The sequence below is a fragment of the Rhizobium rhizoryzae genome, from assembly GCF_011046895.1.
GTDB classification, from domain to species: domain Bacteria; phylum Pseudomonadota; class Alphaproteobacteria; order Rhizobiales; family Rhizobiaceae; genus Neorhizobium; species Neorhizobium rhizoryzae.
In genome coordinates, this window is the sequence record NZ_CP049250.1 from 2,487,254 (window position 1) to 2,508,331 (window position 21,078).

The following is a 21,078-nucleotide window of genomic DNA, read 5'->3' on the forward strand; positions in this document are numbered from 1 at the left end:
GAGCGATGGATAACGAGGCGATCGAGGAAATGTTCGAGGCGGTTTCGCCGATCTCCATTCGAAAGATGTTCGGTGGCAAGGGAATTTACCGCGATGGCGTTATCTTCGCGCTGGAACTTCGCGACGAGATCCTTTTGAAGGCCGACGCGGAAACGGCTCCGCTGTTCAGCGCTGCCGGAGCGCGCCAATGGACCTATGAAGGCAAGAAGGGCAAGCCTGTTCTCATGCCCTATTGGTCAGTGCCGGATGAGGCGCTGGATGATCCCGACGAGATGGCGAAGTGGGCGCGTCTGGCCTGCGAAGCCGGTTTCAGGACAGCCAAGACGTAGTTCGGTTGCTCATTTCAAGAACCGGATTGCGTCCTGCGTAAAGGCGGAGAGGGGCGCGGGCAACGCATCCAAAGGAAACCAACCGAATTCCGAAAGCTTGTCCGGCTCTGTCAGTCGCGGTTCACCGGTGAAATCATCCGTCCGGTAGATCACCGATACCCAATGCTGCCGATCTGCCTGAATGATCTGTTCCGACAGACACAGAAAATCGACGGAATGAATCGTGAGTCCGGTTTCCTCCTCCGCCTCGCGGCGGGCAGCGTCAGCCGAATGCTCAAGGTGATCGACCTTGCCGCCGACAATATTCCAGAAACCGGCTTCAGGGGCACGAAGACGCTTGTACAAAAGAATATGGCCATCCGCATTGCGGATGACCAGTCCTGTACCGACGCCCGGAAAATCCACACCAGGACGTAATGTCATGGGCTGGATCAGCCCTTGGCGTTTGCGACGATCAGCATGAATGCCGGGATATCATCGCCAAAGCCAACCGGTGTCGGACCATCGTCATGGTCACGGTGGTGGCTGCGGCGGCGGCTCTGATTATCGTCGTTCGCCGGGTAAGGACGGCTGTTGCGGCCCTGGTTGCTGCGGCGATTGTCGATCTTGGCCTGTTCTGCGTTCACGCTTTCTGTCCTTGCTTCAGGTGTTGCTGCCACGTTGCTCTTCGGAGACTCTTCCTGAGTGCGAGCCTCTGTCTTGGAGCCCGAACCGCGTTTTCCGCGACCCCGGTCCTTGTCACGATCACGGCCCTTTTTGCCGCGATCATTGTCATGGCTTTCCATCGGAGCCGGCAGGGCGGACAGATCACCTTCGTGCCATTCGATTTCCTGACCGATCAGTTTTTCGATGGCGTCTACATATTTTGCGTCCGCTTTGGTCACAAGCGTAAAGGCGCGGCCTGAGCGACCGGCGCGGCCCGTACGACCAATGCGGTGGACATAGTCTTCGGCGTGGATTGGTACGTCGAAGTTGAACACGTGACCGACATCAGGAATGTCGAGGCCGCGCGCAGCAACATCCGAAGCGACCAGCAGCGTGATATTGTTGTCCTTGAAGTTCGCGAGCATCGTCGTGCGGGACCGCTGGTCCATATCCCCGTGAAGGGCGCCGACTGAAAAGCCGTGACGATCCAGCGAACGGAAGAGATCGGCCACATCTTTCTTGCGGTTGCAGAAGATGATGGCGTTCTTCAGATCATCCTGCGCACGGATGAGGTCGCGCAGCTTCGCGCGCTTCTCGTAATCCTTGTTGTGGGATGCAACCAGACGCTGGGTAACCGTTTTCGCCGTAGAGGATGGCGGGGCCACCTCGATACGTTCCGGATTCTGGAGGAAACGATCAGCCAGTTTCTGGATTTCCGGCGGCATTGTGGCCGAGAAGAACAGTGTCTGACGCGTGAACGGGATCATCTTGGCGATCCGCTCGATATCCGGAATGAAGCCCATGTCCAGCATGCGGTCGGCTTCGTCGATGACGAAGACTTCGACGCCGGTCATCAGCAGTTTGCCGCGCTCGCAATGATCGAGCAACCGGCCTGGCGTACAGATGAGAACGTCAGCGCCACGCTCGAGCTTGCGATCCTGCTCTTCGAACGAGACGCCACCAATCAGAAGAGCCACGTTGAGCTTGTGGTTCTTGCCATATTTCTCGAAATTCTCTGCGACCTGGGCTGCCAATTCGCGCGTCGGCTCCAGAATGAGCGTACGCGGCATGCGGGCACGGGCGCGTCCCTTTTCCAGAAGGGTCAACATCGGCAGCACGAAGGAGGCTGTCTTTCCGGTCCCGGTCTGCGCAATTCCGCAGATATCACGGCGCTGCAAAGCATGCGGGATGGCGCCCGCCTGAATAGGCGTCGGGATCGTGTAACCCGCGTCGGTTACAGCAGAGAGGACTTTCTGGCTCAGGCCGAGATCAGCAAATGTGGTCAATGAGAAAACAATTTCCGTTCAGGTTCGCAAGGAACTCAGGTGAATCGGAACCGCTTTGCGTCCGATGATGGCCGCGAGATAAGCGCAAAGTGTGACAAAGTCAAGAAAACTGCCCGGATACCAAGCGTAAATGGTAAATTAACAAGTGTTTTTGAGCGATTTTGACAAAATCCAAGCTCAGTTCATGTAAGTGGTGAGCTTGAGGCCTGCATTCAGAAAGCGCATTGGATCGACGGCGTCTCCGTCTCGGCGAACTTCATAGTGGACATGCGGGCCCGTGGAGCGGCCAGTGCTTCCTGCCCGTCCGATCACCGAACCTGCCTCGACCTTATCGCCCACGGACACGAGAATGCTGGACATGTGACCGTAGCGTGTCGTGATACCCTGACCGTGGTCGATCTCGACCATATTGCCATAGCCACCGCTCATCCCAGCCGCAATGACTTCGCCTGCGCCGGTCGACTTCACGCTCGCACCCGTATCGGCCTGAAAATCCACGCCTGCGTGCAGGGCCAGTCTTCCGAGAAACGGATCGATGCGGTTACCGAAGCCGCTCGTGATCTCCCGCCCGGGTGCCGGATTGCCGAAGGGCAGCTTCTGCGCCGCCTCCCGCACCGCGTCCAGACGATTGAGGGCGGTATCCAGATCGGTCAGTGACGTTTCGAACCGGTTGATTCCGAGGGGTTCGACGAAGGGGCCGCCCATGCCGGCCTGCTTGCCGGAGGCCGCATCAGGCACATCCACGCCAGTCCGGCGCATGATTGTCGCCATGGCATCTGCGGTGCGATAGGCATCGTCTGCAAGGCCGCGTATCCGGCGAAGCTGTTCTTGCTCGATGTTCTTCAGCGAGAGCGTGACTTTGGAAAATACGCGATCTGCGCGATCCGCAATGCTGCCCGACTGAGGAGCCACTCCGCCGGGCTTTGCCCCGGAGGCTGCTTTCCCATCCTGTGCCAGCAGGCGATCGATTGCCTTCAGACCGCCCGTTACGCTCGTTTGCTTTTCCTTCAGTTCTGGCTGGAGAGCGGAAGCTGGTGCTTCAGGCACAGCAATGCCTGATTCCTCCGCGCGCTGGAGCAGGCTGCCGAGTTTGCCGTGGCGGGAAAACAGAGCATTCTGTTGCTCGAGCAGTTGCTCTACCTTCTGTTCGACAACCTGCTGATCGAGAAGCTGGCGGGAGGTAATGCGATCGAGCTGGGCACGAAGCGCTGAAATGCGATCTTCGTAATCATATTGGATGCGTGCCTGACGCGCCATTGCCGCGCCGATCAGGTCATCGCGCAGTACGAGATATGTCGTGGCGCCCAGATAGGCGGTGGTGAGCAGGGCTGCGAAAGCAACACAGAATGCAGTCATCCAGGGACGGATTGTCATATGCCGGACGCGATCGCCGGAGGCCAGGATGAGAACGTGTTCAGTCGGCTGCTTGCCAAAGATGCGGTGTCCGTCACCCTTCGCCACGTCGTTCTCCTGCCGTGAATCGCTCGCCCCTAACTGTCGCGATTACATCCTGTTAGGGTTAACGGGCAGTTAACTATTCACGCTTACGCGGAACTTATGGGGCTGAGAGAGCGGTAGAACGATGGGGTCAGGCCAGCCTCTGCCCTGGCCAGATCATTGAACGGCGGTTTCAGAGGTCCGCGGAAATTTTCCCGCACCAGACGTTTGAAGGTTTCAGCCGGATCCTTGCGTTCGCGGGCACAGAGAAAGCGGAACCATTTCGCGCCAATCGCGACATGACCCTTCTCGTCATTGTAGATGACGTCGAGAATATCCGCCGTTTCGTGGTCGCCCGTTTCCCGCATCTTGGCCTGGAGCGAAGGTGTCACATCCAGACCTCGCGCCTCCAGAATGAGCGGTACGACGGCGAGGCGGGCGGTCAGGTCATTGCGCGTGGAGTGGGCGGCTTTCCACAAACCGTCATGGGCTGGCATGTCGCCATAGTCAGCACCCAGTTGGCGCAGGCGGTCGCGAACCAAGTTGAAGTGCTTGGCTTCTTCGAATGCGACCTGCATCCAGCCATCGAAAAACGAGTGCGGAACGGGCTCACTCACGTAGCGGGCAACGATGTCCAACGCCAGATCAACCGCATTAAGTTCGATATGCGCGATGGCGTGCAGCGTTGCAATTCGGCCGTTCATCGTATGCAGCGAACGCTTTTCGACCGCTTTCGGCGGCACGAGCTCCGGCTTTTCAGGTCTCCCCGGCCTGTCTGGAACCGGCGGATCAAGCGGTGAGCGCAGCGACAGTTTTCGCTCGAACCAGCGGGTCGCCACCTGCTGCGCGAGGCGTGTCTTGATGTCGAGGTCGTCCGAGGAGACGGCGGCAATTGCGCCGCCGCGCAGCGTCGTCACAGGAGGAAGTTCGAGATCCGGAGCCTTTGTCATGGCTCCGACCTCTGTCACAAGGTTTTCACTGCTTCAAGCACTTCCTGTGCATGGCCTGTGACTTTTACCTTAGGCCAGATGCGGGCGAGATTGCCGTCAGCGTCAATCAGGAAGGTGGAGCGCTCGATGCCCATGTAGGTCTTGCCGTACATGCTTTTTTCTTTCCAGACGCCATAGGAATTGGCGGCCACCTGCTCCTCGTCCGCTGCAAGGATGATGCCCAGGCCATGCTTCTTGATAAACTTGTCGTGCTTGGTGACGGAGTCCGGGGAGATGCCGATAACGGTTGCACCAGCCTTTTCGAAATCTGGAATCAGCGCCGTGAAATCAAGTGCTTCCGTCGTGCAGCCGCTGGTGTCGTCCTTGGGGTAGAAATACACGACAACGGGCTTGCCCTTCAGGCTGGAAAGCGAGACGGTACCGCCGCCATCGCGCGGCAGGCTGAAATCCGGTGCGGGGTTGCCGGGTTGAAGTTCGGACATGATATTCCTTTCTTTGGAGAACGAGCACAGCAATCTTGCCGCAATCGGTATATACTGGCGCGCGTCTGGTCCAGATCACATGATTCTGATGAGCCTTCACTGCGCGGAGAGACATGGCGGAAATTCGAGGTGAAAAAGTCAGTTTCCGCCGTAAGGATCTGATTCCGTTGCATGATCTTCCTTCGGCGCAGGCGCATGATCCAATGATCGTGCATTGCCCGCCGCCGGTATCGCGCTGGCGGGGGATCTTCAGGCTCTGCGTGATCTTCATCCTTCTCGTGGTTGCGGCAATCGGAAGCGGCTTTTTCGCAATCGAAGGTGGCTTCATCGACAGCGCTTTGAATGCGCGCGCGCAGGCCTCTCTCAATGCAGCGATTGGTCCTCGCTATCAGGCGACCGTAGGCTCTACCGTCATCCGTTTCGATTCGGATTTCCGCCTGGCACTCGAAGCACGCGAAGTGGACATTATCGAGGTGGCGACGAAGGCCCATTTGACGAATACGGGTGCCATTCGCCTCACCATAGATCCGCTGGCGCTGGTCAGTGGTCGCGTCTCCATCCGGCATCTCGAAGCCGAAAAGATCAACCTCGATACAGCCTTGCTACCGGCTGGCGACCCGATGGATCTGTCCAAGGCGCGCGTGGATCGTTGGCCTTCCACCATGGAGCAGGCGTTCCAGCGTCTTGATGAGGCGCGAGGGCTGATCGAGAGGACTCGAACCGGCTCGGTCAATATATCCGGTATCAACATTCAGTTTCCGCCGGATCGGGAGGGTCGCGTATCCACGCTCCTGATCGATGACCTGACATTGACGCTGGATGACCAGGGGCAGGTGCAGCTCAAAGGTCTGATGCATCTGGATGGACGGCGCGCGGATCTGCAGGTGAATGCGACTGCGCAAAACGGCGTCACCAAGGCGCTGATGGCCCAGATCTCCGGGTTGGACCTGACGCCCTTTCTCCTGCAACGCATGGAAGGCGGCCTGCCGCGTGAAGGTCTGGAGGGGTCGATCAACATCACGCTGAACGCATCGCGCGATACGGCAGAAACGAAACCTTCCATTCGAGCCGATATCCACCATGCTCCCGGCAAGATCTACTTCGATGGCGTGCCGCAGGATCTGACAGGAGCCGAAGTCCGGGTTGCCTATAATTTCGCACGCAATTCGATCGAGATCTTGCCCTCCGAAATGCGATTTGGGCCAACAGTGGTTCCACTCACAGGCGCGATTGTCGATCTGAACCGGTTGAACGCGCAAGACACCCGTCCGGGCTTCGGTCTGGATCTGCTGGTGAGCGGCGGCCGCGCGCAAGGTGCGGTGGGCGGTGAAGCGCCGGTTCTCTTCGATCTTCGGGCAGCCGGCCGGTTCCTGACGGCTGAGCGACGCCTCGAATTCAACGATATGCAGGTATCCAGTCCTCTTGGGCAAATGGCGGGTTCGCTGCAAATGCGCTTTCTCGGAGCGCAATCGCCGGAGATCAGTTTTGGCGCGCAGCTGCCACGTATGGATGTCGCGGGCGTCAAGCAGCTATGGCCGTTCTGGATGGCCCACAAGGCGCGCGACTGGGTGGTGGCCAACATGTTCGGAGGCACCGTAACCAACGGTTCCATAGCCGTCTTCATCCCGGCAGGCCGGATGAAGGGGCCCAACGTACCATTGGAACTTGCCGCCAACGAATTGCGGATCGCCTTCGATATTGCAGACAACCGGTTGAATCTTCCCGGCGAGCTTCCCCCGGTTCGAAACGTAGCCGGACACTTTGACCTCGTAGGCGAGCGTTTGAAGTTTGATGTACGGCAGGCTGCCTCCTACTTCGGATCCGACCGGTCAGTCGATATTCAGGGCGGTTCGTTCAGGATACAATCCACCTATGCGAAACCGCTCATGGCGGAGCTTGACCTTCAGATCGCGGGGAATGCGGACGCGATCGCGGAAGTTGCCTCCTTCAAGCCGATCAACGGGTTGAAGAATACCGAATTTGCGCCTGCGGATTTCTCGGGCAAGGCGGTTGCTTCAGTCAGTGCACGTTTCGGGCTGGTCAACGATCAACATCCGCCGCCGCCACAGTTCAAGGGCAAGATTGCACTTCAGGATGTGAAGATATCCAAGAAGATTGCCGATCGGAGCGTCTCTGCCATCAATGGTGATTTGCAGGTGGATTCTGACGCTGCGCGGCTGGATGCCAAGGCGGAGATCGATGGCGTTCCGGCCGAAATCTCGATGGTTGAACCGTTCAACGGACAGTCCAAGATCCAGCGCGAGCTGACGGTGAATGCAACACTCAACAACGACCAGCGCGACAAGCTATTGCCGGGGCTTGGCGATATCGTCAACGGTCCTGTGGAACTGGAACTGTCACGCATTGATTCAGATCGACAGGGGGTCACTCTGGATCTGTCCAAGGCGAAGCTCTCAGTACCGTGGCTGGGCTGGACCAAGGGCAGTGGAATTCCAGCCAAGGCCTCGCTTGAGGTTGCCTCGAAGGACGGAAATATCAATGTCCGCAATCTTGCGATTTCCGGAGACGGCTTCGGCGTTGCCGGTGACCTCAGTCTGAAAAACGGTGCTCTCTCCAGCGCGGAGTTTTCAAGGGTCAAGCTTTCGCCCGCAGACAGTTTTGCGATTTCCATTCGCCGTGCAAAAGGCGGGCTTGAGGTTTCCGCATCGGGTGATGCCGCCGACATCCGGCCTGTTCTCTCCAAACTGAAAGGTCAGGGCGCGTCTGAGCCTCGATCTGGTGCAGCCGCCAAGGCGAGCGATGCTGCGCGGGTACGTCTGAAGCTCGACAAGATCATTGGTTTCAATGATGAGGTTCTGTTCAATACGACAGGAGATATTGCGGTCAGTGGCGGCGATCTGCAGTCCATTGCATTTTCCGGTGTCACTGAGAGCCGACAGGCCGTCGTGGCGCAGACTGCTGGCAGCGGGCAGGGAAGCGTGTTGACGCTGACCAGTGGCGACGCAGGCTCGCTGGCGCGGTTTGCCAACCTCTACGGCCATATGCGCGGCGGCCTGCTCAACGTGCGTTTGAACAATGAAAGCGGTTCGAACTGGAGCGGAAACATCGATATCCGCAGCTTCGCCCTGGTCGAAGAAAACCGACTGCAATCCATCGTCTCCACCCCGGGTCAGGATGGACGCAGCCTGAATTCGGCAGTCAAGCGTGACATCGACGTCAGCTCCGCAAAGTTTCAACGGGCCTTCGCCCGTATCGTCTATCGGGATGGGACGCTCTCGGCAGAAAACGGCATTGTGCGCGGCGAGCAGATTGGCGCAACATTCCAGGGCATGATCCGCGATGCGGTCGGCAATCTCGATATGACGGGCACGTTCATGCCCGCCTATGGGCTTAACCGTCTCTTCGCAGAACTTCCCGTGATCGGCACTCTTCTCGGCAATGGTCGGGATCGCGGCCTGCTGGGGATTACATTCAAGGTAACCGGTTCGATCGACAAGCCGCAGCTCACCGTCAATCCGCTCTCTCTTATTGCGCCGGGCGTGTTCCGCCAGATTTTCGAGTTTCAGTAGAGGAATCTTGATGAGCGCAATATCCTTATCCCAGCTCTCCAAGGGTTTTGGCTGGGGCGCTCGACGGCTTCAGGCTTTGGATGCGGTGAGTTTTGAAGTGCCGGATGCAGGCGTCTATGGCCTGCTGGGACCCAATGGGGCCGGCAAGAGCACGCTGTTGCGTATGATTTGCGGGCTCATTCAGCCGGATAAGGGAGAAATCAGGCTTTTCGGTAAACCCGCCAATCCGCATTCTCGAAAGAAGCTCGGAGCGCTGATCGATTCCCCGACCTTCTATCCATTCATGACGGCGCGGCAATTTCTGTTCCTGCTCACGGACACTTCGGGAGTGCGGGCGGATATTGAATCAGTGTTGAAGAGGGTGGATCTGGTCAGCGCTTCAAATCAGAGGATCGGTAGCTTCTCGCTGGGCATGCGCCAGCGCCTAGGCATCGCATCAGCCCTCATTGCGAAACCAAGGGCGGTCATTCTCGACGAGCCCACCAATGGGCTCGATCCAGATGGAATGATAGAGATGCGCGACCTTATCCGGCATCTGGCCCAGGACGAAGGGGTTGCCGTGCTCTTGTCCAGCCATCTTCTTGATGAGGTGGAAAAAGTGGCGGATAGGGTTGCCATTCTCAGCCACGGGCGTCTGGCGGCAGAGGGCAGGGTCTCCGATCTGCTCGGAGGTGGCGAATATTTGTGGCTTGATGTTCGCCCCTTAAATCCCGTGCTGGCGAAACTCGGCGATCTGGCTTGGAAGGAGGGGAATGGATTGGGAGTCCGCGTTCCTCGGGAGCAAGTGCCGGAACTCGTCAAAGCGCTCGTTCTTCAGGGAATGGATCTACACGAAGTGAAGTGGATCAGACCCAATTTGGAAAGCTTCTTTCTGGCGGAAACGCGTCACACACAAGCGGCTGGTGTTTGACATGGTTCGTCTTGTTGGAGCAGAATTGAAGAAATTTGCGGCGCAGCGCAGCTTGTTCATGGCTGCGGTCTTTATCGTGCCAGCCTTCGCCACCCTCATCAAGATTTTGATGCAGGTTGTCGTATTCAGGCGTGTCGGCCAATCCAATCTCGGCAGTTCGGTTGATCTTGTTGCGGAAGCGAGCCGATCGTTCGGCCTATCGGGAAACACGCTGGCGCACCTGTTCTTTGCCTTGGCTGTCGCCTCCATTTTCGTTGTCGATTATCGTTTCTCCACTTGGCGTCACTTTGTGCCCCGACGCAGCCGAAGCCAGCTGTGGCTGGCAAAATTTCTGGCTGCATGCTGCTGCCTGATTCTTAGCCTGCTGCTGGTTACTTTCAGCGATCTGTTCGTCACGATGCTCGTTATGGCAGTCGATGGAACTGTGTTGACGCCTTTGGCTGGTCTCGACCAGCTGTTTTTGCTTTTTTCAGTCGCCGTTCTGGAACTCTTGGCTTTGGTGAGTGTGACCGCGCTCCTGACAGTCCTGTTCCGATCATCCATGGCCGCCGTTTTAATCGCATTTCTGCTGACATTGGGTAGCGTGCTGGTCCAGGCCTATCTTGGCGCAGGACAGGACCTCTGGTGGTTGCCGTCAATCGCCGCCAATGATTTGCGCATCCTTGTCACCAGTTCGGCGTCATCCGGGGCGGTCACGCCTCTGGCAGCGCTATTGGCGTGGATGATCGTGCCCGGCGTGCTTGGCCTTGTGCTTTTCAACCGACAGGAGCTTGCAACAGAATAAGGGCTGGCGATGTTTCGCGCCAGCCCTCGAAATTCTGGGGATTGTGCAGATCAAGCCGGGCGAACGAGAATGTGCTTCTTCTTGCCAAGCGAGAGCTTGATGACGCCCTCTGCCGAAATCTCGCCCGTTCCGATATTCATGCGCTCATCGGTCACCGCCACGTCGTTGATCTTCACCGCACCACCCTGAACATGTCTGCGGGCTTCGCCGTTGGATGCAGCGAGACCTGCGCGAACGATCAGGTTCAGCAAGCCAATCCCCGCTTCGAGATCCGGCTTGGCAATGTCGATCGACGGAAGCGTGTCGGCCAGAGCGCCTTCCTCGAAGGTCTTTCTCGCGGTTTCGGCGGCCTGCTCTGATGCTGCACGACCGTGCAGGATGGCCGTGACTTCTGTCGCGAGAATCTTCTTGGCCTCGTTGATTTCCGATCCGCCGAGAGCTGCGAGACGGGCGATTTCGTCCATCGGAAGCGTTGTGAAGAGCTTCAGGAAGCGGCCGACATCCGCATCCTCCGTGTTGCGCCAGTACTGCCAGAAATCATAGACTGGCATCAGATCGGCATTCAACCAGACGGCACCGGAGGCAGACTTGCCCATCTTCGCGCCGGAAGAGGTGGTGAGGAGCGGCGAGGTCAAGGCATAGAGCTGCTTGGTACCCATGCGGTGACCAAGATCGATGCCATTGACGATGTTGCCCCACTGGTCGGATCCGCCCATCTGCAGGCGGCATTCGTAGCGCTTCGCCAGTTCGACGAAATCATAGGCCTGGAGGATCATGTAGTTGAATTCCAGGAAGGACAACGATTGCTCGCGATCAAGGCGCGTCTTCACGCTATCGAAGGAGAGCATGCGGTTGACGGAGAAATGGCGGCCGACATCCCGCAGGAATTCAAGATAGTTCAGTGCGCGCAGCCACTCCGCATTGTTGATCATTAATGCAGCGTTCTGCGGCCGCCCGTAATCGAGGTACTTCGAGAAGGCGGTCTTGATCGAGGCGATGTTCTCTTCGATCATTTCGACAGTCATCAGCTTGCGGGCTTCTTCCTTGAACGAAGGGTCGCCGACCATGCCGGTTCCCCCGCCCATCAGCGAAATCGGACGGTGTCCGGTTTGCTGGAACCAGTGCAGCATCATGATCTGGGTCAGATGGCCGACGTGAAGACTGGATGCCGTCGGATCATAGCCGATATAGGCAGTCACGCTTTCCTTGTTCAGCAATTCATCGAGGCCGGCTTCATCAGAAACCTGATGGATGAAGCCCCGCTCATCGAGCGTGCGGAGAAAATCGGACTTGAACCTGGACATGATACGACTCTGACAGGATGGTGTTGGAATTATTCGTTGGGGCCTCTAACACTGTTTGAGGGGAGAATCACTCCAAAAGTGACAGGAAAGTCATTGGCATGTCCTGAGTAGAGCATAAGCTCCCATGCGGTTGGTAAGAGTTGATTATGCTCTTGCTGCTAAGTTTCGGGAGCCCAATGAGTTCGGGCATTGAAGGCCAGTGGATGTGTTCAACGGCGCTAATCTATATCTGATCGTCAACTTCGTGATCGCGATGTCCTTCGCGGGCGTCTTCTTCGCTGTTTCTCGGCGGAGCAGGTCGCGTGCCGCTGCGCGTTGGATCGGGCTGGGTTTCGCTGTAGCGTCGCTTTCGGTGCCTGCCGAACTCGTTATCGCGTATACACCGTTCGTCAGGCCAGGAGCGGCGGTCGCTTTCGCCGCCGTACTGGCAGGCTTGCTCCTGATCCGCATGGGTGTCGGCAGTCTTTACAACGTAACTACACGGCCAGCTCCATTGGCGATCTTCTTGGTCGTCTGCACGGCCATCGTGATCGCCATTTACGACCAGCCACGCAGTACGCTCTCGCATTCGATTCCCTACCAGACGCCGTTTGCCATATCCTGTCTGCTCAGCGCGGCGGCGATCGCATTCTCGTCCCATCGCGCCCCTGTCGATCGTTGGATGATGTTCGTCTTCAGTCTGACTGGAGCCCACTTCTTTCTCAAGGCTTACCTCGCCGCGGCGGTGGGCGCCGGTCGCGTGGCCAGTGACTATCTGTTTTCCAATTATGCCGTCATTTCCCAGAGCCTGACCGCAGTGCTCATGGTGATGACGGGCCTCTCCCTGCTCGCTGTACTAGTCCTCCAGATCATGGCGGACGAGCGGAGCAATTCCGAAATTGACTCTCTGAGCAGGCTTCTGAACCGCCGTGGTTTTGAAAAGCATGCCGGTGAAGCGCTCCGGCGCAGTCCAATCGGACCGCACTCGGTGATCTTCTGCGATATCGATCATTTCAAGCGTGTGAACGATACCTATGGTCACTACGCCGGGGACGCGGTTATACGGACGGTCGGGCAACTTCTTGCCGAAAGCGTCTCAGATTCGGCGGTCGTCGGTCGTTTAGGGGGCGAGGAGTTTGGAATTCTGTTGCCGCGCGTACAGCTGGACGCTGCCATGCTTCTTGCCCACGCTATCCGCGGCGCAATTGCGGTGCACAAGGGCAGCGGGATGCCTGACACGCTCAGCATCACGGCGAGTTTCGGCGTATCGACGTTCAGCGAGACCGGCGGATTCGCGCGGGCGATGCGCCTTGCGGACAACGCGCTTTACGATGCGAAGGCGGCTGGCCGAAACTGTGTAAAGTACAGGCTTGAGCCTCTGGCGATAGTTCCTGCTGTAGGGTGATCAGCCTTCGGCAAAAAGAAAGGCCCCTTGCGGAGCCTTTCGAAAACACTGACGTTTAAATCCGATCAACGGATCCGCTTGGCCGCCGGTTCGGGAACCAGCTCGCCGTTCAGGCGGCGATCGAGGTAGTCCTCGCACTCGCCCATCAGCGGTTCGACCTTGTTGTTGAAGAAATGATTTGCCCCTTCAACAGTGCGGTGCGTGATAAGGATACCCTTCTGGGTCTTCAGCTTTTCGACGAGACCGTTCACATCTTTTTCAGGCGCGACCTTGTCGGAATCACCGTTGATGATCAGACCGGAGGATGGGCAGGGGGCCAGGAACGAGAAGTCATAAATGTTCGGCTGCGGCGCGATCGACATGAAGCCTTCAATCTCCGGACGACGCATCAGGAGTTGCATGCCGATCCAGGCGCCGAAGGAGTAGCCCGCGACCCAGCAGCTCTTGGAATCCGGATGCAGGCTCTGCACCCAGTCAAGCGCGGAAGCCGCATCCGACAATTCGCCTGCACCATGGTCAAACTCGCCCTGGCTTCTGCCAATGCCGCGGAAGTTGAACCGCAGTGTCGTAAAGCCGCGCTTCTGGAACATATAGAAGAGCTGATAGACGATCTGGTTGTTCATCGTGCCGCCAAACTGCGGATGCGGGTGCAGGATGATGGCGATCGGGGCGCTCTTTTCCTTGGAAGGCTGATAGCGGCCCTCAAGGCGGCCGGCAGGGCCGTTGAAAATGACTTCAGGCATCGGTACTCCGGTCAGCTTTTCATGTTTCCAATGTTTCATTGACGCCGAGACTTGACGAAGCCGGTCATCTTTTCTAGAAACAGTTTAGAACCATTCGAAAGTTGGGCTGCGCAAGACGTGCCGCCCAGTTGGTCGTCTCATACGGCATGCGCGGCGAAAATTTCAAGGAAAATGCGTCGCCAAGCGTTAAGTAGACTTTAAACCGGATCGGACAATGGCTTTTGATCGCGTATATCTGGACTGGAACGCGACAGCGCCCCTGAGCGGCGTTGCTCGTGAAGCCATGTTGAGTGCGCTGGAACTGCCGGGTAATGCATCTTCCGTGCATGCAGAAGGGCGTGCGGCGCGAGCGGCAATCGACAAGGCGCGTCGGCAGGTGGCGGCTCTCGTCGGTGCTGATCCGCAACACGTCATCTTTACCAGTGGTGCGACTGAAGCGGCAAACTGGGTTTTGACGCCTTCGTTCAAGATGGGGCGCTCGCCGCTCACCATCGGACATCTTTATGTTTCGGCAATCGAGCATCCGGCCATCCGGGAGGGCGGCAGGTTTGTGCGTGAGCAGGTGAGCGAGATCCCTGTCTTGGCGACTGGGCTCGTTGATCTCGATGCGCTTAAAGTCTTGCTTGACCGTCACGATAGTGGGGCCGGCCTGCCGATGGTGGCGGTCATGCTGGTCAATAATGAGACCGGCGTCATCCAGCCCGTCGCGGAGGCGGCAAAGCTTGTGCGCGCTGCGGGTGGATTGCTTGTCGTGGACGCCGTCCAGGCCGTTGGACGCATTGCGGTCGACATCACTGAGCTGGATGCTGATTTCCTGATCCTTTCCTCCCACAAGATCGGTGGCCCCAAGGGCGTCGGCGCGCTTGTCATACGGGGTGAGGTGATGATGCCATCGGTACTGGTTCGCGGTGGTGGCCAGGAGAAGGGGCATCGGTCCGGTACTGAAAATTTTCCGGGAATCGTGGGTTTTGGTGCCGCCGCTGAGGCCGTCCTTCGCGATCTGGACCTCACGCGTGAACGCTTGCTGCAACATCGGCAAAGACTGGAAGCCGGTATGCGCGCCGTTGCTCCAGATGTGATCATCCATGGTGAAGGCTCCGAGCGCGTGTGTAATACCACGTTCTTCACGCTTCCAGGCCTGAAGTCAGAAACGGGCCAGATCGCCTTCGACCTTGAAGGGGTGGCTTTGTCCGCGGGATCGGCTTGCTCCTCCGGCAAAGTCGGGCAAAGCCAGGTGCTGATGGCGATGGGGCAGGATCCAGCGATGGGCGCGCTTCGTATTTCTCTCGGAGCGACAACCGACGACATTGCAATAGATCGTGCGTTGACTGCCTTCCAGCGAATAGCTGCGCGCCGAAAGATGCCTGAACGGGCCGCGTGATTGGTCCAGGAGTTGCGGAAACGCAAAAAATTAGCTTGCCAAAAGGTGTTAAAACCTCCTTCTGGCGCCTACATACGGGGCTGATCCCCGCCAACAGATGACAACCTGCCGGACCCTTGATTCCGGCGAGATTGGAGAATGAGTATGGCTGCCGTGCAGGAAACGATCGATCAGGTCCGCCAGATCGATGTTGACCAGTACAAATACGGTTTCGAGACCGTAATCGAAGTCGACAAGGCCCCAAAAGGTCTATCGGAGGAAATTATCCGCTTCATTTCGGCCAAGAAGGATGAGCCGGAATGGATGCTGGAATGGCGCCTCGATGCCTATCGCCGCTGGTTGACGATGGAGGAGCCGACCTGGGCGCGTGTCGACTACCCGAAGATCGACTTCAACGATCTCTACTATTATGCGGCACCGAAGAACACGCCCGGCCCGAAGTCACTGGATGAAGTCGATCCCGAACTTCTCAAGGTTTACGAGAAGCTGGGCATTCCGCTGAAGGAGCAGGAAATTCTTGCTGGCGTGGACAAGCCCCGCGTTGCCGTGGACGCTGTCTTCGACTCCGTCTCTGTCGTGACGACCTTCAAGAAAGAACTTGCCAAGGCCGGCGTCATCTTCATGTCGATTTCGGAGGCTGTTCGCGAACATCCGGACCTTGTGAAGAAGTACCTCGGCTCCGTCGTTCCGACCTCTGACAACTACTATGCGACGCTGAATTCCGCCGTCTTCACGGATGGGTCTTTCGTGTTCGTGCCAAAGGGCGTGCGTTGCCCGATGGAGCTGTCGACCTATTTCCGCATCAACGAAAAGAACACCGGACAGTTTGAGCGGACACTGATCATCGCTGAAGAAGGCGCTTACGTGTCCTATCTTGAGGGCTGCACGGCACCGCAGCGCGATGAGAACCAGCTTCACGCGGCTGTCGTTGAACTTGTGGCTCTCGACGATGCCGAGATCAAGTATTCGACGGTGCAGAACTGGTACCCGGGCGATGCCCAGGGCAAGGGTGGTATCTACAACTTCGTGACGAAGCGTGGCGATTGCCGTGGCCATCGCTCCAAGATTTCATGGACGCAGGTCGAAACCGGCTCTGCGATTACGTGGAAATATCCAAGCTGCATTCTGCGTGGCGATGACAGCCGTGGCGAGTTCTACTCGATCGCCGTTTCGAACGGCCATCAGCAGATCGACAGCGGCACCAAGATGATCCATCTCGGCAAGAACACGTCGAGCCGCATCATCTCCAAGGGCATTGCCGCCGGCGTTTCGCAGAACACCTATCGCGGACAGGTTTCGGCGCACCGCAAGGCAACGAATGCTCGCAATTTCACACAGTGCGACTCGTTGCTGATCGGCGACCGTTGCGGCGCACACACCGTGCCTTACATCGAGGCAAAGAATTCGTCGGCTCAGTTCGAGCACGAAGCGACGACGTCCAAGATCTCGGAAGACCAGCTGTTCTACTGCCTGCAGCGCGGCATTCCGGAAGAGGCGGCTATCGCTCTCATCGTGAACGGCTTCGTCAAGGAAGTCATTCAGGAACTTCCGATGGAATTCGCGGTCGAGGCGCAGAAGCTGATCGGCATTTCGCTTGAGGGTTCGGTGGGTTGATGGATGAAGCCTCGCGTTGATAGCTCTGTCGTCATCCTCGGGCTTGTCCCGAGGATCCGCTGAGGGTTGCTATGGTCGGATTCGCTTACATGATGTCCGATAAGCCGCGCGGAGTCATATACACTGGTGTTACCTCTGATCTTGCCGGGCGTGCGTGGCAACATCGAAATGAGATAACGAAGGGCTTCACCTCGAAATACAATGCCAGGCTCCTCGTTTGGTTCGAAAGGCACCCCAATATTGTGCTGGCCATCCAACGAGAGAAATCGCTGAAGCGTTATAAACGAGAGTGGAAGATAAAGCTGATTGAAGGGTTCAACCCGACTTGGCTCGATCTTTATGAGGCACTGGATCAAAGGGATAACCCATACATGCCGCACCCCAATACGAGGGAGTGGCATCACTACAATTGAACGACGGTAGATCCTCGGGACAAGCCCGAGGATGACGGACATGGAGCGCTAGAGGCGCTGAAGGAACGGACAGGCGGCTCTTTAACCGCCCTATGAAGGAAGTGATCATGCTTGAAATTCGCAATCTGCACGCACGTATCGCCGAAGACGGTACCGAGATCATCCGCGGCCTGAACCTCACGGTGAAGGCCGGCGAAGTTGCCGCCATCATGGGCCCCAATGGCTCGGGCAAGTCGACACTGTCCTACATTCTGTCTGGCCGTGAAGACTACGAAGTGACCGAAGGTGAGATCCTCTATAATGGCGAAAGCATTCTGGAACTCGATCCGGCCGAGCGCGCTGCCAAGGGCATCTTCCTGGCGTTCCAATATCCGGTTGAAATTCCCGGCGTTGCGACGATGCAGTTCCTGAAGGTTGCCATGAACGAGCAGCGCAAGGCGCGCGGTGAGGCTGAGCTTTCTACGCCTGATTTCATCCGCAAGGTCAAAGAAGCGGCTGCCGAGTTGAAGATTAACCCGGACATGCTGAAGCGTCCTCTGAACGTCGGTTTCTCCGGTGGCGAAAAGAAGCGCGCCGAAATCCTGCAGATGGCTCTTCTGGAGCCGAAGCTGTGCGTTCTGGATGAGACGGATTCCGGTCTCGACATCGACGCTCTGAAGATCGTTGCCGACGGCGTGAATGCTCTGAAGTCTCCCGACCGCGCCGTGATCGTGATCACGCACTATCAGCGCCTGCTGGATTACATTGTGCCGGATACGGTGCACGTTCTCTACAAGGGCCAGATCATCCGGACCGGCGACAAGGAACTGGCGCTGGAACTGGAAGCCAATGGCTACGCCGACATCATCGGCCAGGCCGCCTGAGCTCTCCCGCGGAAGGAAATTTGGCATGAATATGCAGGCACAAAACCGCCAGACGGCGGCGGAAACTGCGCTTCTGGATAGCTATAATGCCCAGATCGGCGAATTGCCGGGCAATGGAGCTGTCATCAGCGCGCGAGACCGCCTTGTCGATGATCTCAAGACCAACGGGCTTCCCACACGTCGTGTCGAGGCCTGGCACTACACGGATCTCAAGACCTTGCTGCGCTCTATTCCCGCCAGCGGTCCTGCGAGCTCGGTGCGCAACCCGGCCCCGCTTGTCGATGCTGCGGCGCTGATCAAGACGCGTCAGGGCGAAGCGGATGGAAACGTTTCGGTTGATGGCATCGTGGTCGGTTCCTACGCGGATATGCTGCGGGAAGGGACGGCGGCACCGGGTCTTTCTGTGATCGACAAGGATGATACGATCGGCAAGATCAATGGCAGCTTCGTGCGCGATGGTTATGTCCTGGAGTTTCCAGCAGGAGCCGAGATTGCACAGCCGATCGAGATTCAGGCGCTGCATGGTGCTGGCCAGGCCCATACCCGGTTCCCGGTCAGCTTTGGCGCCGGCTCCAAGGCAACGGTGATCGAGCGGCATATCCAGACGACCGATGGCCAGGCGTTTGTCTCCTCGGTTAGCGATATCTCGCTGGAGGATGGCGCCGAGGTTACCTGGATTGTCGTGCAGGAGCAGGGCGCCGATGATACGCATCTGGCACAGGTGCGCGTGCGTGTTGGCGATAACGCCAAGCTTCGCCTGTTCGTCATTAATGCCGGTGGCAAGCTGGTGCGCCAGGAACTGCGCATTGACGTTGCGGGTGAGGGTGCTGATCTCCAACTGCGGGGTGTGAACCTTCTGGGTGGTGATACCCATACGGACGTGACGCTGGTGCTGGGGCACAACGTGCCGAACACGACGTCGACGGAAATTTTCCGCAACGTGGTGTTCGACCGCGCGCGAGGCGTTTTCCAGGGCATGATCAAGGTCGCGCTTGATGCGCAGAAGACCGATGCGCGCATGGCCTGCAATACGCTTCTGATGTCCGATGATGCCGAGTTTGCTGCGAAACCGGAACTCGAAATCTTTGCTGACGATGTACAGTGCGGCCATGGTGCTACGGTTGCCGATATCGACGACAACCATCTGTACTATTTGATGGCCCGCGGTATTCCCCGCAACAAGGCACGCGCTATGCTGGTCAATGCGTTCGTGGCTGAGATCGTGGAAGAGCTGGAAGACGAGGCGCTTGTCGAAGCGCTTGAGGCTATCATTTCCAATTGGCTGGAAAAGCATGCCTGATTGACTTTACCGCAGGCAGGGGCGCGGGCCCTTGCCTGCGGGCGACGCAGATGATGGTGCGGCCGATTGAGCCGCCGGTGAGATAGCTGCCCATGACCTATGATGTCGAAGCGATCCGTCGCGACTTCCCTATTCTGTCCACGTCTGTTCACGGCAAGCCACTTGTCTACCTCGACAACGGGGCTTCTGCGCAAAAACCGCAGTCCGTGATCGACGCGATCAGCCATGCTTATTCTTCCGAGTATGCAAATGTGCACCGCGGGCTTCATTACCTGTCCAATGCCGCTACCGAAGCCTATGAGGCAGCGCGGCAGAAGGTGTGTAATTTCCTGAATGCCGGATCTGTGGACAATGTGGTGTTCACCAAAAATTCGACCGAGGCCATAAACACGGTTGCCTATGGCTGGGCGATGCCACACCTGAAGGAAGGCGATGAAATCGTTCTGACGATCCTCGAGCACCACTCCAATATCGTGCCGTGGCATTTCCTGCGCGAGCGTCAGGGCGTGAAACTGGTGTGGGTGCCGGTGGATGATGACGGCGCTTTCCATCTTGATGAGTTCGAGAAGTGCCTGACTGAACGAACGCGTCTGATTGCGATCACACAGATGTCGAATGCGCTCGGCACCGTGGTTCCGGTGAAGGATGTTTGCCGTATCGCCAAGGAACGCGGCATCCGTGTTCTCGTCGATGGGAGCCAGGGCGCTGTCCATATGCCGGTCGACGTGAAGGACATCGATTGCGACTGGTACGTGATGACCGGTCACAAGCTTTACGGTCCATCTGGCATCGGTGTCCTGTACGGCAAGCCAGAGCGTTTGCACGAGATGCGCCCCTTCCAGGGTGGCGGCGAGATGATCATCGATGTCGCGGAAGATTTCGTGACCTACAACGACCCGCCGCACCGTTTCGAAGCTGGAACACCGCCTATTGTTCAGGCGATCGGGTTGGGTCATGCGCTCGACTATATCGAGAAGGTCGGCAGAGACGCGATCGCTGCGCACGAAGCTGATTTGACGGCCTATGCCAATGAACGCTTGCGGTCCATCAACTCGCTTCGCATCATCGGGAACGCACCCGGGAAGGGCGCGATCTTCTCCTTCGAGCTTGCGGGCATCCACGCTCATGATGTCTCGATGGTGATAGATCGGAAGGGTGTTGCCGTTCGCGCTGGGACACATTGCGCCATGCCGCTCTTGAAACGCTTTGGCGTAACTTCCACTTGCCGTGCATCATTCGCGATGTACAACACACGCGCCGAAGTCGATGCGCTGGCCGATGCGCTGGACTATGCGCGAAATTTCTTTGCTTAGGGACGAAATGATGTCGACCGAAGAAACCATACCGAAGTGGGATGCTCGTGAGGGCATCATCCAGTCCGCCATTCCGCCTGAAGAAGTAGCCCGCCTGTCGGATGACATCATTGCGGCGCTTAAGACCGTCTATGATCCGGAAATCCCGGCGGACATCTTCGAACTTGGCCTTATTTACAAGATCGATATTGAAGACGACCGCATGGTCAAGATCGTGATGACCCTGACGGCACCTGGCTGCCCGGTGGCAGGCGAGATGCCGGGCTGGGTTGAAAACGCTGTTGGCGCGGTTGAAGGCGTTTCTGGAGTTGAAGTCGAAATGACGTTCGATCCGCCGTGGACGCCTGAGCGCATGTCGGAAGAGGCGCAGGTTGCCGTCGGCTGGTATTAACTTGTTCCGCCGATCCTTC

19 protein-coding genes are annotated in these 21,078 nt (G+C 57.7%); 12 read left to right on the forward strand and 7 right to left on the reverse strand.

All coding sequences use genetic code 11. The features are described 5' to 3' along the window. Positions 1–5: 5 nt before the first annotated feature. A complete protein-coding gene (locus G6N80_RS17795) occupies positions 6–329 on the forward strand; it encodes a TfoX/Sxy family protein (RefSeq protein WP_165135740.1) in 324 nt (107 codons plus the stop codon). A 9-nt stretch (positions 330–338) separates the two neighbouring features. Here the strand turns inward: G6N80_RS17795 and G6N80_RS17800 are convergent, their stop codons facing one another. The 5 genes from G6N80_RS17800 to bcp form a co-directional block, all read right to left on the reverse strand. Further along, on the reverse strand, positions 339–752 hold the full coding sequence (locus G6N80_RS17800) for an NUDIX domain-containing protein (protein WP_165135743.1): 414 nt from the start codon (positions 750–752) through the stop codon (positions 339–341). A gap of 8 nt (positions 753–760) precedes the next feature. Then, entirely contained in the window at positions 761–2,260 is a 1,500-nt protein-coding gene (locus tag G6N80_RS17805; RefSeq protein ID WP_062554333.1) for a DEAD/DEAH box helicase, read from the reverse strand. Between the two features lie 177 nt (positions 2,261–2,437). Beyond that, positions 2,438–3,721: a M23 family metallopeptidase gene (locus tag G6N80_RS17810; protein WP_062554334.1), complete on the reverse strand. Its 1,284-nt coding sequence runs from the start codon at positions 3,719–3,721 to the stop codon at positions 2,438–2,440. Between the two features lie 83 nt (positions 3,722–3,804). Beyond that, entirely contained in the window at positions 3,805–4,647 is an 843-nt protein-coding gene (locus G6N80_RS17815) for a ferritin-like domain-containing protein (RefSeq protein WP_165135746.1), read from the reverse strand. A 14-nt stretch (positions 4,648–4,661) separates the two neighbouring features. After that, positions 4,662–5,129, reverse strand: a complete 468-nt coding sequence (gene bcp, locus G6N80_RS17820; protein WP_165135749.1) for a thioredoxin-dependent thiol peroxidase — start codon at positions 5,127–5,129, stop codon at positions 4,662–4,664. A gap of 113 nt (positions 5,130–5,242) precedes the next feature. On the opposite strand from bcp, the gene G6N80_RS17825 reads away from it, so the two are divergent. The 3 genes from G6N80_RS17825 to G6N80_RS17835 all read left to right on the forward strand — a co-directional run bounded on the left by G6N80_RS17825 (position 5,243) and on the right by G6N80_RS17835 (position 10,353). Beyond that, a complete protein-coding gene (locus G6N80_RS17825) occupies positions 5,243–8,659 on the forward strand; it encodes a YhdP family protein (protein ID WP_165135752.1) in 3,417 nt (1,138 codons plus the stop codon). A gap of 85 nt (positions 8,660–8,744) precedes the next feature. Further along, a complete protein-coding gene (locus tag G6N80_RS17830; RefSeq protein ID WP_246251512.1) occupies positions 8,745–9,569 on the forward strand; it encodes an ABC transporter ATP-binding protein in 825 nt (274 codons plus the stop codon). A 1-nt stretch (position 9,570) separates the two neighbouring features. Beyond that, the gene (locus G6N80_RS17835; RefSeq protein ID WP_165135758.1) at positions 9,571–10,353 is read left to right on the forward strand and encodes a hypothetical protein; all 783 of its coding nucleotides are present in this window, start codon (positions 9,571–9,573) and stop codon (positions 10,351–10,353) included. 50 nt (positions 10,354–10,403) lie between these two features. Here G6N80_RS17835 and tyrS read toward each other — a convergent pair whose 3' ends face one another. Continuing rightward, positions 10,404–11,657 (reverse strand): tyrosine--tRNA ligase, encoded by a 1,254-nt coding sequence (gene tyrS, locus G6N80_RS17840; RefSeq protein ID WP_165135761.1) that lies wholly within the window; start codon positions 11,655–11,657, stop codon positions 10,404–10,406. 199 nt (positions 11,658–11,856) lie between these two features. On the opposite strand from tyrS, the gene G6N80_RS17845 reads away from it, so the two are divergent. Continuing rightward, entirely contained in the window at positions 11,857–13,041 is a 1,185-nt protein-coding gene (locus G6N80_RS17845) for a GGDEF domain-containing protein (protein ID WP_244484719.1), read from the forward strand. Between the two features lie 65 nt (positions 13,042–13,106). Here G6N80_RS17845 and G6N80_RS17850 read toward each other — a convergent pair whose 3' ends face one another. Next, positions 13,107–13,784 (reverse strand): alpha/beta hydrolase, encoded by a 678-nt coding sequence (locus tag G6N80_RS17850; protein WP_062554340.1) that lies wholly within the window; start codon positions 13,782–13,784, stop codon positions 13,107–13,109. 214 nt (positions 13,785–13,998) lie between these two features. Here G6N80_RS17850 and G6N80_RS17855 point away from each other — a divergent pair, with 214 nt between their 5' ends. From G6N80_RS17855 to G6N80_RS17885, 7 genes are all read left to right on the forward strand, one after another. Then, a complete protein-coding gene (locus G6N80_RS17855; RefSeq protein ID WP_165135764.1) occupies positions 13,999–15,165 on the forward strand; it encodes a cysteine desulfurase family protein in 1,167 nt (388 codons plus the stop codon). A 144-nt stretch (positions 15,166–15,309) separates the two neighbouring features. Continuing rightward, positions 15,310–16,779: a Fe-S cluster assembly protein SufB gene (gene sufB, locus G6N80_RS17860; protein ID WP_165135767.1), complete on the forward strand. Its 1,470-nt coding sequence runs from the start codon at positions 15,310–15,312 to the stop codon at positions 16,777–16,779. Between the two features lie 89 nt (positions 16,780–16,868). Next, positions 16,869–17,192: a GIY-YIG nuclease family protein gene (locus tag G6N80_RS17865; protein ID WP_246251433.1), complete on the forward strand. Its 324-nt coding sequence runs from the start codon at positions 16,869–16,871 to the stop codon at positions 17,190–17,192. 107 nt (positions 17,193–17,299) lie between these two features. After that, complete coding sequence (gene sufC / locus G6N80_RS17870) at positions 17,300–18,055, forward strand: Fe-S cluster assembly ATPase SufC (protein WP_062554787.1); 756 nt, start codon at positions 17,300–17,302, stop codon at positions 18,053–18,055. 25 nt (positions 18,056–18,080) lie between these two features. Continuing rightward, entirely contained in the window at positions 18,081–19,355 is a 1,275-nt protein-coding gene (sufD, locus tag G6N80_RS17875; protein ID WP_165135773.1) for a Fe-S cluster assembly protein SufD, read from the forward strand. Between the two features lie 92 nt (positions 19,356–19,447). Continuing rightward, positions 19,448–20,668 (forward strand): cysteine desulfurase, encoded by a 1,221-nt coding sequence (locus G6N80_RS17880; protein ID WP_165135776.1) that lies wholly within the window; start codon positions 19,448–19,450, stop codon positions 20,666–20,668. Between the two features lie 10 nt (positions 20,669–20,678). Further along, positions 20,679–21,059: an SUF system Fe-S cluster assembly protein gene (locus G6N80_RS17885; RefSeq protein ID WP_062554788.1), complete on the forward strand. Its 381-nt coding sequence runs from the start codon at positions 20,679–20,681 to the stop codon at positions 21,057–21,059. Positions 21,060–21,078 lie beyond the last annotated feature (19 nt).

Excerpts from the sequence above, each read along its gene's own strand:
- G6N80_RS17835 (WP_165135758.1), top strand. The coding sequence starts at position 9,571 with ATGGTTCGTCTTGTTGGAGCAGAATTGAAGAAATTTGCGGCGCAGCGC.
- G6N80_RS17885 (WP_062554788.1), top strand. The coding sequence starts at position 20,679 with ATGTCGACCGAAGAAACCATACCGAAGTGGGATGCTCGTGAGGGCATC.
- sufB (WP_165135767.1), top strand. The coding sequence starts at position 15,310 with ATGGCTGCCGTGCAGGAAACGATCGATCAGGTCCGCCAGATCGATGTT.
- G6N80_RS17855 (WP_165135764.1), top strand. The coding sequence starts at position 13,999 with ATGGCTTTTGATCGCGTATATCTGGACTGGAACGCGACAGCGCCCCTG.
- G6N80_RS17825 (WP_165135752.1), top strand. The coding sequence starts at position 5,243 with ATGGCGGAAATTCGAGGTGAAAAAGTCAGTTTCCGCCGTAAGGATCTG.
- sufC (WP_062554787.1), top strand. The coding sequence starts at position 17,300 with ATGCTTGAAATTCGCAATCTGCACGCACGTATCGCCGAAGACGGTACC.
- tyrS (WP_165135761.1), bottom strand. The coding sequence starts at position 11,657 with ATGTCCAGGTTCAAGTCCGATTTTCTCCGCACGCTCGATGAGCGGGGC.
- bcp (WP_165135749.1), bottom strand. The coding sequence starts at position 5,129 with ATGTCCGAACTTCAACCCGGCAACCCCGCACCGGATTTCAGCCTGCCG.
- G6N80_RS17800 (WP_165135743.1), bottom strand. The coding sequence starts at position 752 with ATGACATTACGTCCTGGTGTGGATTTTCCGGGCGTCGGTACAGGACTG.
- G6N80_RS17850 (WP_062554340.1), bottom strand. The coding sequence starts at position 13,784 with ATGCCTGAAGTCATTTTCAACGGCCCTGCCGGCCGCCTTGAGGGCCGC.
- G6N80_RS17795 (WP_165135740.1), top strand. The coding sequence starts at position 6 with ATGGATAACGAGGCGATCGAGGAAATGTTCGAGGCGGTTTCGCCGATC.
- G6N80_RS17880 (WP_165135776.1), top strand. The coding sequence starts at position 19,448 with ATGACCTATGATGTCGAAGCGATCCGTCGCGACTTCCCTATTCTGTCC.
- sufD (WP_165135773.1), top strand. The coding sequence starts at position 18,081 with ATGAATATGCAGGCACAAAACCGCCAGACGGCGGCGGAAACTGCGCTT.
- G6N80_RS17815 (WP_165135746.1), bottom strand. The coding sequence starts at position 4,647 with ATGACAAAGGCTCCGGATCTCGAACTTCCTCCTGTGACGACGCTGCGC.
- G6N80_RS17865 (WP_246251433.1), top strand. The coding sequence starts at position 16,869 with ATGATGTCCGATAAGCCGCGCGGAGTCATATACACTGGTGTTACCTCT.